This is a genomic window from Snuella lapsa (assembly GCF_039539345.1).
GTDB lineage: Bacteria > Bacteroidota > Bacteroidia > Flavobacteriales > Flavobacteriaceae > Snuella > Snuella lapsa.
Map to the genome: position 1 here is coordinate 14,200 of NZ_BAABCY010000070.1, position 14,710 is coordinate 28,909.

At 34.3% G+C, this 14,710-nt stretch carries 9 protein-coding genes; all 9 read right to left on the bottom strand.

Going from position 1 to position 14,710, the window contains the following annotated elements; all coding sequences use genetic code 11:
• Positions 1–348: 348 nt before the first annotated feature.
• The 9 genes from ABD792_RS13180 to ABD792_RS13220 all read right to left on the bottom strand — a co-directional run bounded on the left by ABD792_RS13180 (position 349) and on the right by ABD792_RS13220 (position 14,634).
• The gene (locus tag ABD792_RS13180) at positions 349–1,701 is read right to left on the bottom strand and encodes an MFS transporter (protein WP_345006703.1); all 1,353 of its coding nucleotides are present in this window, start codon (positions 1,699–1,701) and stop codon (positions 349–351) included.
• 129 nt (positions 1,702–1,830) lie between these two features.
• Positions 1,831–2,775, bottom strand: a complete 945-nt coding sequence (locus ABD792_RS13185; protein WP_345006705.1) for a glycerophosphodiester phosphodiesterase family protein — start codon at positions 2,773–2,775, stop codon at positions 1,831–1,833.
• A gap of 17 nt (positions 2,776–2,792) precedes the next feature.
• A complete protein-coding gene (locus ABD792_RS13190) occupies positions 2,793–3,809 on the bottom strand; it encodes an alkaline phosphatase D family protein (protein ID WP_345006706.1) in 1,017 nt (338 codons plus the stop codon).
• Positions 3,810–3,870: 61 nt separating this feature from the next.
• Positions 3,871–5,349 (bottom strand): outer membrane protein assembly factor BamB family protein, encoded by a 1,479-nt coding sequence (locus tag ABD792_RS13195; RefSeq protein ID WP_345006707.1) that lies wholly within the window; start codon positions 5,347–5,349, stop codon positions 3,871–3,873.
• A gap of 87 nt (positions 5,350–5,436) precedes the next feature.
• Positions 5,437–6,894, bottom strand: a complete 1,458-nt coding sequence (locus tag ABD792_RS13200) for an outer membrane protein assembly factor BamB family protein (protein ID WP_345006708.1) — start codon at positions 6,892–6,894, stop codon at positions 5,437–5,439.
• A 10-nt stretch (positions 6,895–6,904) separates the two neighbouring features.
• Complete coding sequence (locus ABD792_RS13205) at positions 6,905–8,047, bottom strand: glycerophosphodiester phosphodiesterase family protein (protein WP_345006709.1); 1,143 nt, start codon at positions 8,045–8,047, stop codon at positions 6,905–6,907.
• Between the two features lie 5 nt (positions 8,048–8,052).
• Positions 8,053–9,789 carry a RagB/SusD family nutrient uptake outer membrane protein gene (locus tag ABD792_RS13210; protein WP_345006710.1) on the bottom strand — a complete coding sequence of 579 codons (1,737 nt, stop codon included), beginning with the start codon at positions 9,787–9,789 and terminating at the stop codon, positions 8,053–8,055.
• A gap of 10 nt (positions 9,790–9,799) precedes the next feature.
• Positions 9,800–13,309 (bottom strand): SusC/RagA family TonB-linked outer membrane protein, encoded by a 3,510-nt coding sequence (locus ABD792_RS13215; protein ID WP_345006711.1) that lies wholly within the window; start codon positions 13,307–13,309, stop codon positions 9,800–9,802.
• A 155-nt stretch (positions 13,310–13,464) separates the two neighbouring features.
• Positions 13,465–14,634: a FecR family protein gene (locus tag ABD792_RS13220; RefSeq protein WP_345006712.1), complete on the bottom strand. Its 1,170-nt coding sequence runs from the start codon at positions 14,632–14,634 to the stop codon at positions 13,465–13,467.
• Positions 14,635–14,710: the final 76 nt, after the last annotated feature.

Below are 14,710 nucleotides of genomic sequence, written 5' to 3' on the forward strand. Positions count from 1 at the left end.
GTTTTCATTTAATTACATATTAAAAATTTTCTTTTAATACCCTCTTAGTCGGGATGACAGAACTATATCAATATTCCGTCATGTATTATTATCACTGATAATTGCACAATAATCATTTCGGTTGTACACCTAATTGCACACTATTTTCTAAAAGAACTATTAAAGAATATAATTTGCTTGTCTTTAACGTCATAAATATACAAATAAGTATTATAAAAATGATATTTATACATATATTCCTAAAAATGTTTTAACTTTTCGAGAAATAAATTTTTATCTTAAGTTTTCTTTCAAGTTAACAAGGCCAATATAGTGTTGATGCTTTTACAAACTTTTTATTTACTTTATTCAATCTTTAGCTTTTGCATTCCAAACTAAAACAGCTAAAATCATTGAAAGTATAGCTGCGCCTAACCAAAATATCCTTATCTGTGAAAAATCATAAGTCATTACTCCTCCTACCATTGATGAAGAACCCTCTATATATATCCCACTCATAACCTCCTGGATACCAGCACCAGCGTAACTAGCTATACCAATCAAACCCATAGCGGCTCCTGCTGCTTTCTTTGGTGCCAAATCCACGGCCATTAACCCTCCCAAAAAAGTGATTAAAATCCCAATTGCAAATCCATGTACTATCATTGAAATTGAATCTGTTAATACACTTGAGTTTGGATAAAATAAAAAGACCGATACTGATACTACATTAAGAATGCCTGCTACCAAGGCTGGTACATTTCTACTGCCTTTAAAAAATCTATCGGATATAAATCCTGATACTACCGTTCCTATTATTCCCGATATAGCTGTCAATCCAATAATTTGTGCTGCCTCAATATTACTGTAGCCTTTCTCTGCTTCTGCATAAAACACACCCCAACTTTCTATGGCATAACGAATCACGTACATCAATGCCGATGATAGCGCAAGTAACCAAATGGCGGGATTCTTTAATATAGCTTTTTGGGAACTGCTTACATCTTTGGGGGTATTTTCAATAGGCACTTCCCCTTTCTCTTTCTGCTCTAGTGAAACTACTGATGGTAAGCCCTTGCTCTCTGGACTATCATACAAAAATAGCTTTACCATTAAGGCCCCTATTACTCCTACTACGCCAGCACCCCAAAAGCCCCATTGCCAGCCTCCTATACCAATGAGTAATGGTAAAAGCGTAAAGGCTATTGCTTTTCCTATATTATGACTCGCACTCCACGCTGCATAATAGGTGCCTCGTTCTTTTGCTTTAAACCACCGGGTAAGAGCCACTACACACGGAGCTGCACCCTGTGACTGAAACCAACCACTTAATCCCCAAACGATAATGAATACCACAAAAACAGGAAAAAAGCCCAAAACTAAGTTGGCCAAAGCCGTAAACAGCAAGCCTATGGAAATAAATTTATTGACGTTTAGATGATCTGATAAAAACCCATTAACCAACTTACCTATGGCATAGGAAAAAAACAATGCTGAACCTATTTGCCCTAATTGTGCCGGATTAAATATCTCAGCATCGACCAGTGGTTTTTTTATAACGCTTAGGCTTAACCTGCACACATAGAAAAAAGCGTATCCGAATGTGGCAGAGAGAAAAACACTCCATTTGGAAATCTTATACTTTTTACTGGATATGGCTTTATCTTTTATTAATTCCTTTGCAGGCAATGGGGCAAAAAATTCTTTAATAATTTTAAACATAATTAAATTTTTAAATATTTTGATGAGGTTTTCTGAAAGGATATTATTTGGAAAAAGCGCAGTAATACAACTGCGCCATTTCACTTTCAACTAAACTAAATTAAGACTAACTCATGCTATGAATAGTTCTTAGTTATGAAGTCCTTTGCTCCTTAAATACTTCAATAATAATTCAGGTCTATCGGTTTGAATGATATCAATATCATTATCAATAAACCAGTCATAAATTTTTGGGTCTTGTACAGCTTTTTCATCATCATGACCTGCATTGTGCTGTGGCCATAATGCATTGACCCATATACTTGAACCTCTACCCCTGATATTTTTAAATTCTTTTATGAATTTGATACTATCATGTTTTACAGTAAATTCAAATGCAATGGGAATGTGGTCGGAAGACAAATACTCATCAACTATTGATTTGGCATTTTCATTGGGCAATCCTATTATTGGCATGAAGTGCACTTTATCCAAATAGTCTCCAAATTCACTTTCAACTTCGGACAAAGATTTTGCACCTTTAATTACCACTTGGTCTTGTGTTCCAGTTTCTTTGATAATTGCATAACATTTATCAAAAATGCTATAGCTCTTGTCCAGATTAACTAGTATTTCCCACTTTGCAACTTCTAATGCCTGTTTTAGAGTAGGCACTTTATGTGCGGTAGGTACTCCTAATCCATCCACTAAACGCAGTGTTTTTAGAGAATCTAAAGTCCATTCACTAATTAATCCCTTACCATTTGTTGTTCTATCTATGGTTTTATCGTGCATCAGTACTAATTGTCCATCCTTGGTTTCACGAATATCTATCTCCACCATATCTACCCCCATATCAATGCAATTCTGTATGGCCTGCAAGGAATTTTCAGGCGCGTTACGCCAATCTCCTCTATGTGATACAACAATAATTTGATTGTTATTGGAGTCTTCTAAGTTTGCTATTTTTTGTTGAATAGAAGTAACTGTTTTACTATCCTCATTTTTGGTGACTTTAGATTGTTTATTGTCCTTGCATGAAACTAGAACAACAATTAAAATCAATATTGTATTTGTAAAAAATTTAAACTTCATGTGTTTATTATTTTAGTTTAATTAACTATTGGATATTGGAGTGTTTCAGACCAATATCTTGTGCCATTATCTCCATTTATTGATAATATGGCTTTTATTGTATTACCTAGTTGGACTAGTTTTAGTTGTCCATAATTCAAATAAGGTATAATACTTCCTATTCTATATCTGTTGTAATCTTCCTTTAAAGCCTCCCAAGAATGTGTCATACCACTAGACGTTATTTCGTAAATTTCATAGTCTAAATCGTTAAGTTTTATTTTGCTTATTTCAGCCATATGACGATCTCCACTTAAAAATAACACTCCAGGGGTCTTATATTTTTGTAATAGATTAAAAATCCGCTGCCTTGCTATTGGAAAATTAGCCCACTTTTCATCTTTATGATCGGCTGGAATAATTTGTAATCCACTACCAATAATGGTCATACTTGCATTATTAATTTTCAATTCATTTTCAAGCCATTTCCATTGTTCTTCACCCAGTATATCACCTTTAAAATTAGGTTGACAAATTCCATTGACTCTTTTGATTCCATCTTGATTATATCTTACGTCCAATAAGATTACTTTTATAAAAATCCCTCCACCAATATTAAAATTATAAGAAGAGTAAACCCCTCCATTCTTTCTCATTTGGCTGTCTTTTGGTTCATCAAAAAAATCAAAAAACAGCTGCTTACTATCTTCTTTGAAACTGTAATTCTTATTTCCATCATTGACACCAAAATCATGATCATCCCAAGTCCCAATTACTTTAACCTTACTCTTTACTTTGATATAATCTTCATTGCTGAGTTGCTGTTGGTATTTTTGTCTTAATACTTCCATATTATCTGTATCTCCATATATATTATCTCCAAGCCAAATCCATAAATCAGGGTCATTGTTGATAATATCATCCCAAAGAAGTTGAGGCTCATTCTGTTTATTACAAGACCCAAAATTTATAACAAAACCCTTATTCAAATCAGATTGGGATAAGCATAATAGACTAATAAATAATGCTAAATGAAGAAAGATATATTTGCGCATAAAAAATACATTTGAAAAGCAGGTTTGCAGAAAAAACCTGCTCTCTTATTTCAATAAAAAATTATTTTATAACCAATTTACTTGTTGCCAACTTAATATCCTCTTCTACCTTCAGAATATAAATTCCAGCTCTTAGATTTGATGTTTTTATCGCTTCATTTGCTTCAACACTTTTTGAATATACTTGCTTACCTAGCATATCAAATATTTGAATAGATTTTGCGCGATTTGAAGCTGTTGAAATATAGAACTCGCCATTCTCAACGGGGCTAGGGTAAACCTTAAACCCTTCGATATTAACTTTATTAGTGGATAAGGTTATGGCGTTTACATTTGATGTATGCTTTGAGTTTTTACCATACATAGGCCAACCTCCAACTTGTAAACCAGTTGCGGAAGTTGTTAGTGCACTTAATTTACCACCAGAAGCTGTTTCAACTCCAACGTATATTGTACCATCTGAATCAATGGCAGCCGGAGATGTAATTTTGATGCCCAAACTTAAAGGTGTATAGGCTTCAGTTCCATCAGAATTAAGTACATAAAACGTTCCGCTTGTATCCCCAAAATATAATCTACCAAGATTATCTATGGCAGGAACTACTTCAATGGCTGCACCAGCGGTATAAGTCCATAGTATTGCTCCATTTGCAGGATTAAATGCTTGTATTTTTCCGCCAGCATTCCCTAAATACACAGTACCATCTGCAGCTACAGCAGGACCACCTTTTTCGGCATTTTCGCCTGTAAAGGTTACTGACCACTTTTCAGTACCATCTGCTGGGTTATACGCTTTTAAAACACCATCACCTGCCCCATTTAGTTTTGCGGAAGCATAAATTGTTCCATCATCTGCAAGTGCTATTGCTGAACTGGCATAACCACCTGACCCATATGTTGCAGACCATTTTTGCGTACCATCTGGATTAATTGCATAAATATTATCGTTAGTTGCAATGGCATAAATAGTTCCATCAGATGCAATAGCAGGTACGCAATTAAAATCAGTTCCTGTTTCAAAAATCCAATTTTGTGTTATCAAATCAAGAGTGAAGTTTCGAGCTCCTCTATCATTGTTATTACGAGTCATTATATAAACTTCTCCATTTGTGGCAAACGCTGGAGCTGTATAGCGTGCTCGAGAGTTCATATAAAAAGTACGTAAAGTATCACCCGTAGTGGCATTAAATCTATGTACACGCCTTCCATAATGTCCGCTTATATAAACCGTTCCATCAGCATTTACCGAAGGACTGGATATAATTTGATCTACTTTATCTTGTAAAGCCCCTTCATTGACATGTCCTTGCCATTTAAGAGTATTATTGGGATTTATGGCAAACAAATTCTCTGGAGAAGTTTCATAAGTGAGGGTATTCCGAGTTGTGTAATCGCAGGCTATGTAAATAGTGCCATCATCTGCAATGGCCGGACCTGAATAAGCTACTTTATCTGGTAATGTATAAGACCAGCTTTCAACTAATTGGCCATAAGATGTCATGGTTAATAATAGTCCTAATAGTGAGTAAAATTTTTTCACAATATTTAAGTTTTAGAATGTTAGTTACCTGGACGGTTCTGAAATAGAACCGTCCAATATTTGTTTAATAAATTGATTTTGAATTCCTTACCTACCTGAGTGCTTAGCGTTTTTTGCACGCATAGGCCAACCACTGGAAGCAGGACCTGTAGCATTTGTTTTTAAGGCATATAATTTACCTGTACCGTCTGATTGATCTGCTGCTACGTAGATTGTTCCATCGGAACCAATTGTAGCCGATGACCACACTCGAGAGCCTAATTGTGTTTCTTTCCATTTCTTATTCCCATCTGGGTCAATAACATGAAAAAAGCCTGATTCATCACCTACATAGATATTACCATCATTATCAATAGCAGGCGTTACTAGTGATTCTCCTAATAAATCATAACTCCATTTTATTGAGCCATCAGCACTATTATAAGCAATTAGTTTACCATCTTGTCCTGCTAGATATAAGGTTCCATCTGGAGCAATAACCGGTCCTCCTCTTGATACCTTATTTGTTCTACCCACACGCCACTTTTCAGTCCCATCATTAGGGTCGTATGCAATTAACACACCTCCTGATGTTGGATCTAAATTATTACCCTCTCCAGAAAAGTATACCGTTCCATCTTCACCAATTGCCGTTGCGCAAGCAGTCCAACTACCAAATTCTGATTTCCATTTCTCCGTCCCATCTGCATTAATAGCATAGAAAAAATCATCAGTATTTCCTACATATAAAGTTCCATCTGCCGCAATTGCTGGTGTAGCATTAAAATCTCCGCCTGCAGGGAAATTCCATTTTTCTGTACCATCGGGATTTATAGCAAAAAGTGCATCGGACTGCGAGCCAATATAAACAGTTCCGTCACTAGCAAAAGCAGCACCATTGTACCTTGGGTTACTCCCAGTATCAAATTGAAAACGTAATGTTCCATCTGGATTAAAAGAATATAAGTTGTCATCATAGGAACCTACATATATACTACCATTATCATCTATTGATACCGTACTTCTATTGATATCTCCTGTTGCATAGCTCCACTTTAATGAACCTCCAGAGTCTATCGCAAACATATTATCAGGACCATTTTTTGCACTACACGCTATATAGACAGTTCCATCATCTCCTACTGCAGGAGAAGCACTTTCAAACTTTGCTGGCAAATTAAAGACCCACACTTTAGTTGGTTCTGTGGTTGCCGTTGAAGGCTCTACAACCTTAATGGTTTTAGAAAATTCATTTGCATTGGCATTCCCTGTATTATCAGTTACGGTAAGGACAACTGTATATTCACCAATATCATAGGTGTGAACTGGAGACTGTTCAGTTGATGAATTCCCATCTCCGAAATTCCAGTCCCATGAGGAAATACTTCCATTTTGATCAAAGGACAAATCAGTAAATACTGAGGCATTACCCTCAATCACTTCTGTTTCATTGACACTAAACGCGGCGACTGGCTTGGTATCAATTGCAGCATCATCGCTACAGGAAAATATTCCTATCAAAAAAAGGAATAATCCATATTTAAATATATTATTAGTTTTTTTCATTTTAATATTTTTAATCGTTTAAATTTTGATATTGTAATCTAGATTTAACCTCAATGGGGTTATCTGTTTGCACTATACTACCGTTAACATCAATTACTTCATTTAATTGCGAAAAATTATCAGATTGAGGCGTAACACTAGTATTTACATAGGCATTTCTGAAAATATACCAACCCTTATTTTGAATTTGTTGCTTTAATGAATTATCAACAACATTATACTGAAGTACATCTATACTTAAATTTTGATATTGGTCAAAATCATTCTGATTTCTAACAATTGGCATTGGAACAATATCAGAGTTATTTACATTAATGATTTCTCTGATAACACTAAGCTCTGAAGAATAAAACAAGACCTGCTTTAACATACCATACTGATTTACTAAAGGGTACACTTTATTAAAAGATGCTTTTTTATCAATATCTAAATCGAGATATAATTTACTTCTGGATATTTCTAAAACTTCTCTTAATGTTGGTATTTTCTCATTGGTCAATGTTCCGTTTTCTTTATACAGATTAAACTGTTGCAGTTCTTGTAATGTAAAATCGCTTACTTGTCCAGAGCCATTTGTTGTTCTATCTATAGTTGCATCATGCATTAAAACCAGCTCTCCATCTTTGGTTTGGCGAATGTCTAATTCAACCATACCAATACCACTATTAATTGCATCGGTTATTGATTGCAAAGAATTTTCAGGCGCATCTGTGTGGTTTCCTCTATGAGCACAAACCATGATTTTTCCATTAAGCGCATTCAATTTATTCTTTAAAGTTGTTCTACCCGAAATATCATTGGATAGCGATACCATCAATTCTTTTGATACGCTAGTTTCAGAAGAACCACTCCTAACGATGAGCTTTACAATATAATCCCCCAATTCACTGTAAGTATGCGTTGGGCTTTTTAAAGTAGAAGATGTATTATCGCCGAAATCCCATTCAAAAGAACTATCAGACTCTAATCCTGTGCTTTCATTGGTAAACTGGATAGTTTCACCCACAAAAGACATATCTTCTGAAATACTAAAAGCAGCAAAAGTATTTTGAGCCCCACCCTTATCAACAGCATCATCCTTTGAACACGATGATACTATTAATAAGAATGAGATAATAGATATAAACTTTATTTTAACGAATGTGACATTCATATTGTTTATTCCCATTTAGGATTTTGATCTAAATTTGGATTTAAAAGAATATCTCCAGATGGAATAGGATACAAGTAATCTCTGGACTCATCAAAAGTTTTAGTTCTATCAGCAAAAGGCACTAAATTTCCATCTACACCATTTTCTAAAGTGATTACGCCTCCAATTTCTAAGGTTTGTGGTGTATTAAAAGCTGGTGAACCTTGAAACAATTCAATATCAAAAGAACCATTGCCATCCAAATCAAATTGCCCTAATCCAGAAAAATACATGCCATTGAAATGTTCTTCTAAAAGTTTACCATTTCTCCAACGCATCAAATCATCGTACCTAAACCCTTCTAGTACCAATTCCACTCTGCGCTCTCTTCGAATTTCCAGTATAACACCAATATTAGAACCTAAGACATTTGAATATCTTGATTGTAAAGCAGGGTCTGGAGAAGCATTAGCGTTAGCAAGATTTAAACCTGGCATTCCCACCCTTGCTCTTAACAGATTAATGGATGCATCTATATCTGCTTGGGTTAATGTTCCTAGTTCTGCCTTGGCTTCTGCAAAATTTAGCAAGACTTCACCAAATCTAAAGATCGGGATATCTTGATATCCTGTTTGAAATCCGTCTTGACTTTCGTCATTAACAAATTTGGCAATCTGATAACCACTTATAGATGCCGAGAAATCTGGAAGCACAGAAGAACTTCCCCCAATTCTTGTATACCCGGGTGTTCGAATGGTTTGTGCCATTCTAGGGTCACGATTTTGAGATTCTTGATTAAAATCAAAGGTTTCATAACCAGTTACTGAGGTAAATGGTGAACCGTCATTTAATAAGTAAGTATCAACAATTGATTTTGTTAAGCCTACATCGCTTTGTGTTGGTGATGTAAAATAATAGTTTATGTTATTAATAACATCTAAATCGATACTGTAACGCCTTGTAAGCATAATTTCATCTTCCTTGGCATCATTTGACGCGAACAAGTCTCTGTAATCTGAATTAGAATTTCCAGTTGAATAAAGTCTATATGGGCCTTCATCCATAACTCGCTTAGCGGCTTGTTGTGCTAAATTCAGTAAGTCATCGGCTCCTTGACCACCATGATACTTCCTAAAAGTCCCTTCAAACAAACAAACCCGAGACTTTAGTGCCAAAGCCGTCCATCTATTGACTCTATCAGAAGATTTATCCGTATTTAAATTTGAAATAGCTCTATCTAAATCTTCAATAATCTTTTGAGTTATAAATTCTCTAGAGTCTCTAGGTTTAAGCAGAAGTTCTGTGTCATCACTTCCAATCACTTCATCATACCATGGTACACCTCCAAATCGCTTTAATTTATTGTAATAAAACAGCGCTCTAAAGAAATAGGCAACACCGCTATATTCCATTTTAGCAGCTTCATCGGGAGAACGTTCATAGTTTTCAAAGAAAATGTTGACCTTTCTTAGGTCTCCCCAACTCCAACCACCACTACCGGCTTCAGCAGGTATTATACGATTTCCTGTTTGCTCTAAAGGCACACCGTTAAACAATACATTATCACTTAGGTTATCGTTCTCAATTATACCACCAAATCCCGGTAAATCATTGTAAAAACTGTTAGTATATAATTCTAGATCTTGTGCAGTATTAAACGAATTTTCTGGTGCAATTTCAGATAGAGGTGCTCTATCTAAGAAATCATCGTTACACCCTAAAAACAGAACTGCAATTATTAAAAAAGTTATAATTTTTTTCATTGTCATTTTTTTAGAGTTTTATATCAAGTCCGAATACGTAGGTCTTTGTAAATGGATAATCATTTCCATTGCCCAATTGCTCAGGGTCTACGGTACGATCTGGATTGTTTTTATATATTGGTGAAAACGTGAATAGGTTTGTTCCAGTAGCGTATAACCTTAAACTACTCAAATGCAATTTTTTAGAAATATTTTCTGGTAAAGTATACCCTAGCGTTATATTCTTTATTCTAAGGTATGCTGCATTTTGAAGGTATTTATCTGAATTAACTCCAAGCTGTGCACCTTCATAAGGACCACCACGTTCTGCATATACTGCTAATCTTGGGAAATAGGCATTTGGATTATCAGGTGTCCAAGAATTACTCTCTACACTTTTAGGATAAAAATTCTGATACTGTCTAGCAAATGGCCCCCAGAAAAATCCATTATCTGTCCCTGGATTCCAATCTCTTTCCATAATACCTTGTGCAAATATACTTAGGTCAAAACCTGCATAATCTGCTCCCAAGGTAATACCATAATTGTATCGTGGATTACTGTTCCCTATTCTTTTTAAATCTCCAGGGTTTGATAGTGTTCTGTCTCCTGGTGTAATTTCACCGTCACCATCTAAATCAGCAAATTTAATATCACCAGCAACTGGATGATTTATTAAGTAATTATTTTGAATTCTTTGGTTAACTCTTGTTTGGTCTGCATGTGACAGGTACTCATCATCCGTTTGAAAAAAACCTTCAACTGTGTATCCCCATATTTCTCCAACTTCTTGACCTACATAAAACTGTTCTATATCTCCATTAGGGTTATCAAACTTAGTTATATGTGTTCTGCTATCTCCAAGAATAAAACCTATGTTGTATTGGAACGGTTTATTACCTAAGCTAAATTGATCTTTCCATTTTAATGAAAGCTCAAAACCTTTTGTGCGTAAATCCGCAGCATTTTCATCAGGTTCATTAGCACCAAACACTGATGGCAATTGAGCTCCTTGTGTCAACATATCTTTAATATCTCTACGATACCAATCAAAAGTTGTTGTAAACCTATTATTAAAGGCTGCTATATCTATACCAAAATCTAAAGTCTCAGATGTTTCCCATGTGAAATTTGAAGAAACAGGATCTGGAGTAGATAAATAATTTATTCTACTTCCATCGACTATATAATTACTTTGTCTAACATCTAAGGTTGAGATATAATCATAGGCTCCTATATTTTGATTTCCTAATGACCCAAAAGAACCTCTTAATTTGACAGTTCCTACTATTGGTTTTATTTTTTTCCAAAAACTTTCTTCGCTTAATTTCCATGCAACTGACGTTGAAGGGAATAAACCTAATCTATTATCCACAGGGAAACGTGACGACAAATCAAAACGCCCATTAAATTCAATTAAATACTTATCAAGCATATTATACTTAACTCGAAAGAACCCAGCTCTAATAGCCCATTCCTCTTCTGTAGAGGTTAAGAAAATATTGTCTCCTGTGGCTAAATTGAATGAGTTTAAATTATCAGAAAGATTCCCATTTCTACTAGCAATATTTCTCTTAAACGAATTCCATTCTTGGTTATACCCCACTAAAGCAGAAAACGTATGGTCTTCCAATGGATTAAAAGAATAATCCACGTATGCATTTATAGCCTGATAAAGCGTTTTACGTTCTAATTCTTTATAAATTTGAGTATTCTCTTTATATAAAGAAACCCCTTCCCCATTAGGTTGATTTGTAAATGGTGTTGAAATTATTCGAACCCATTCACTTTGATTTCGGTTTCTAAAACTATAATCACCTTTTAACTCTATGCCTTTTGCAAGTTTTATTGCAACGTTGGTAGTATTAAAAACTTCAAAATCGTCTTCTTCAGCCCTACTCTTTCCATTCAAAATATCTGCAAATGTTCCATCTGCAATATCTCGGTTGTTAGTATATGCTCCTCTAATAATAAACGAACCATCTGGATTTCTAGGCAAATACAAAGGTGCTGCATGAAATGTATATTTTCTCCAATCTTCACTATTATCAGAGCCACTTACTCTTCTTGCATTGGTTGCTGGTTCTGAATAGTCTTTATTGAATACGTTTATTGAGTTACCAACCGTTAACCAGTCATATGGTTTGGCTTCAATCTTGGCTCTAAGCGTATATGTATTTAGTACATCTTTATTGACTTTATAAATACCATCTCTTTTATAATATCTACCAGATAAATAAAAATTCATTTTTTCACTACCCCCAGAAAGACTCAGATTATGTTCTGCTGACATTTGTTGGTCACTAAACAGTGTATTCCACCAATCCGTATTACCATAATGCACATAACGCTCGGCACCATTTACATCTTTAATTAAAACAGATGGTAATGTTGGATCTAATCTCCTTGCCTCTAAATAAGCGTAATCCTCTGCACTATAACCCAAATACGTACTTGTGTTTTCCAAAAGACTTAATTTGTCACTAAGACGTGCCCATTCTAAACCATCCGTAATAAAATTATCAGTTCGAATAGTTGGAGAGCTCCATCCGTAGTTTGTGTTGTAGTTTATTTTAATATCACCAGATCTTGCATTTTTAGTGGTAATCAATATTACCCCAAAAGCTGCTCTTGCTCCATATATGGCTGCCGAAGCAGCATCCTTTAAAACAGAAATAGATTCAATATCCCGAGGATTAATCCTATTGAGGTTTCCTTGAACGCCATCAATTAAAATTAAAGGACTACCTCCATTAATTGACCCTATACCCCTTACATCAATATTAGCTTCTTCATTGATACTCCCATTATCCAATGTAATATTTAAGTTAGGCGCAACGCCCTGTAAAATTTGACTTGTATTTGGGCCAATATTATTCTCTATTTGTTGAGAATTAATAGACTCAACTGCTCCGGTTAAATTCTCCTTCTTTACGGAACCATACCCTACTACGACAATTTCATCTAAAGCAGAAGCGTCTTCAACAAGCGAAATGTTAAAGTTTGTTTGTCCACTAACCAGAATTTCTTGAGTTTTATAACCTATGTAAGAGACTACCAAAATTGCGTTTTCATCTTTTACATTTAAAACAAATGCTCCATCAAAATCGGTTTGTGTTCCATTAGTAGTACCTTTTTCTAAAATATTAGCTCCAGGTAAAGGTTGCCCATTTTGGTCATTAACTTTTCCTGATACTGTTGTTTGTTGCGGCTTAGTACTATTTTGCACCTCATCTTTGCTTTCCTCAATTACAATAGTATTTTTTTTAGAAAGTTTAAAATTGACATTACTACTTGAAAGTGTATGATTAAGTAGTTTGGATAATTCTATAGCCCCTTTTTTTAATTGTACTTTTGGTGCATCATCAAACAAACTTTCCGGGTATAAAAACCTGTACTTTGTTTGTTTTTTAATAATTCTAAAGACTTGATGAACAGATACTTCCTTATCCTGATCAATAATTACTTTTTCTTGAGAAAATCCATCAATTGAATTGAACCCAAAAACAGCAGTGCATAGTAAAAAGATAAATGTTCTCATAATAAACATTAGTAACCGTTTTCGAATGAGTGAACGGACATCAATAAATTTAATTTCCATAAATTTGCATAGTGTTAGTTAGTTATACATTAATTAATACATTATCAAAAGGTCGAAGTTTGTGACACCGCCAAATGTTCAACTTCGATCTCTTTTTATTTTAAGATTATAGTTTTTCCTTTTATTTCATAGACTTCAATTATTTTAAAATTCTTAATAGTCTCCAATATTTCTTCTATTTTTTGGTCTTTCCCTAGAACACCAAAAAACTTAACTTCCTCTAATGATTTGCTGTCAAAGATTATGTCAACATCATACCATCTGGACAAAACCCTCATAATTTCATTTAGTGGTTTTCTTTCAAAACTAAAAACGCCTTCTTTCCATGAAATTTCATTGTATACATCTACTTCTTTTACTAAGAAATTTTTAGTATTAACATCAAGGCTTGACTGTTGATTAGGCATTAAATTTTGTTTTCTGTTTTCATAATTAACTGTAACTCTACCCTCAACTAATGTTGTATAGATACTAGTCTCATCTCTGTAAGCTTTAATATTAAACTCTGTACCTAAAACTTCTATTTCTTGTGACTGATTGAATACTTTAAATTTAGTTCCTTTGTGCTCTGTACTAGGTGATACCTCAAAATATGCCTCTCCATAAACCAACTCCACTTTGCGCGTTTCTCCTTCAATGAAACTTACAGGATATTTCAATTTAGATTCTGAATTAAGCCAAACCTTAGTCCCGTCTGACAACACTACATAGAATTGCCCGCCTCTTGGTATAGTCAAGTAATTATAAATAAGTTCTTTTGTTTTTTTATCATCAATTCTATATACAATCTCTTCTCCATTACTATTTGCATTAGCCGTTATGAAAGAAACTCCCTTTTCAAGATCAACTACTGAACCATCCTCTAATGTTAAAGTAGCTTTATCTGTACCTGGTTGAATTATATTTGTAACTATAACAGGTGTGGTCGTATCCTTATCAAGTGATTTAAACAAAACATTTTTAAAAACATAGATAGAAATCATTATCCCAATAAAAACCGCTGCATATTTAGAATATCTTTGTATTCGTCTAACTCTAAATTTCCTTTTTTCCCTTTTAAAAAGAGTTGAGATTAATTTTTTAGTTTTAACAGTATCTGTAATTTTCAAATTGTAATCAATTGAATAATTAACCTTGACATAATTTAAAAATTCTTGTTCGTTATTAGGTTTTTTAATCCAAGCCTCTAAATCATCTAATTCCTTAAAAGAAGCCTGATTGATGAGGTATTTTGCTATAATTCTCTCGTTTTGTTTTGACGCCATTCGGTAGTACACTTTTAATTAAGGCGAAGCAAAACTTAACAACCCTAACTTTTTTGATACTTTTTTTATAATTTCG

Bases quoted from the DNA above. Each gene is read 5' to 3' on its own strand.
- ABD792_RS13200 (WP_345006708.1), bottom strand. From the start codon at position 6,894: ATGAAAAAAACTAATAATATATTTAAATATGGATTATTCCTTTTTTTG.
- ABD792_RS13190 (WP_345006706.1), bottom strand. From the start codon at position 3,809: ATGCGCAAATATATCTTTCTTCATTTAGCATTATTTATTAGTCTATTA.
- ABD792_RS13220 (WP_345006712.1), bottom strand. From the start codon at position 14,634: ATGGCGTCAAAACAAAACGAGAGAATTATAGCAAAATACCTCATCAAT.
- ABD792_RS13180 (WP_345006703.1), bottom strand. From the start codon at position 1,701: ATGTTTAAAATTATTAAAGAATTTTTTGCCCCATTGCCTGCAAAGGAA.
- ABD792_RS13215 (WP_345006711.1), bottom strand. From the start codon at position 13,309: ATGAGAACATTTATCTTTTTACTATGCACTGCTGTTTTTGGGTTCAAT.
- ABD792_RS13205 (WP_345006709.1), bottom strand. From the start codon at position 8,047: ATGAATGTCACATTCGTTAAAATAAAGTTTATATCTATTATCTCATTC.
- ABD792_RS13210 (WP_345006710.1), bottom strand. From the start codon at position 9,789: ATGAAAAAAATTATAACTTTTTTAATAATTGCAGTTCTGTTTTTAGGG.
- ABD792_RS13185 (WP_345006705.1), bottom strand. From the start codon at position 2,775: ATGAAGTTTAAATTTTTTACAAATACAATATTGATTTTAATTGTTGTT.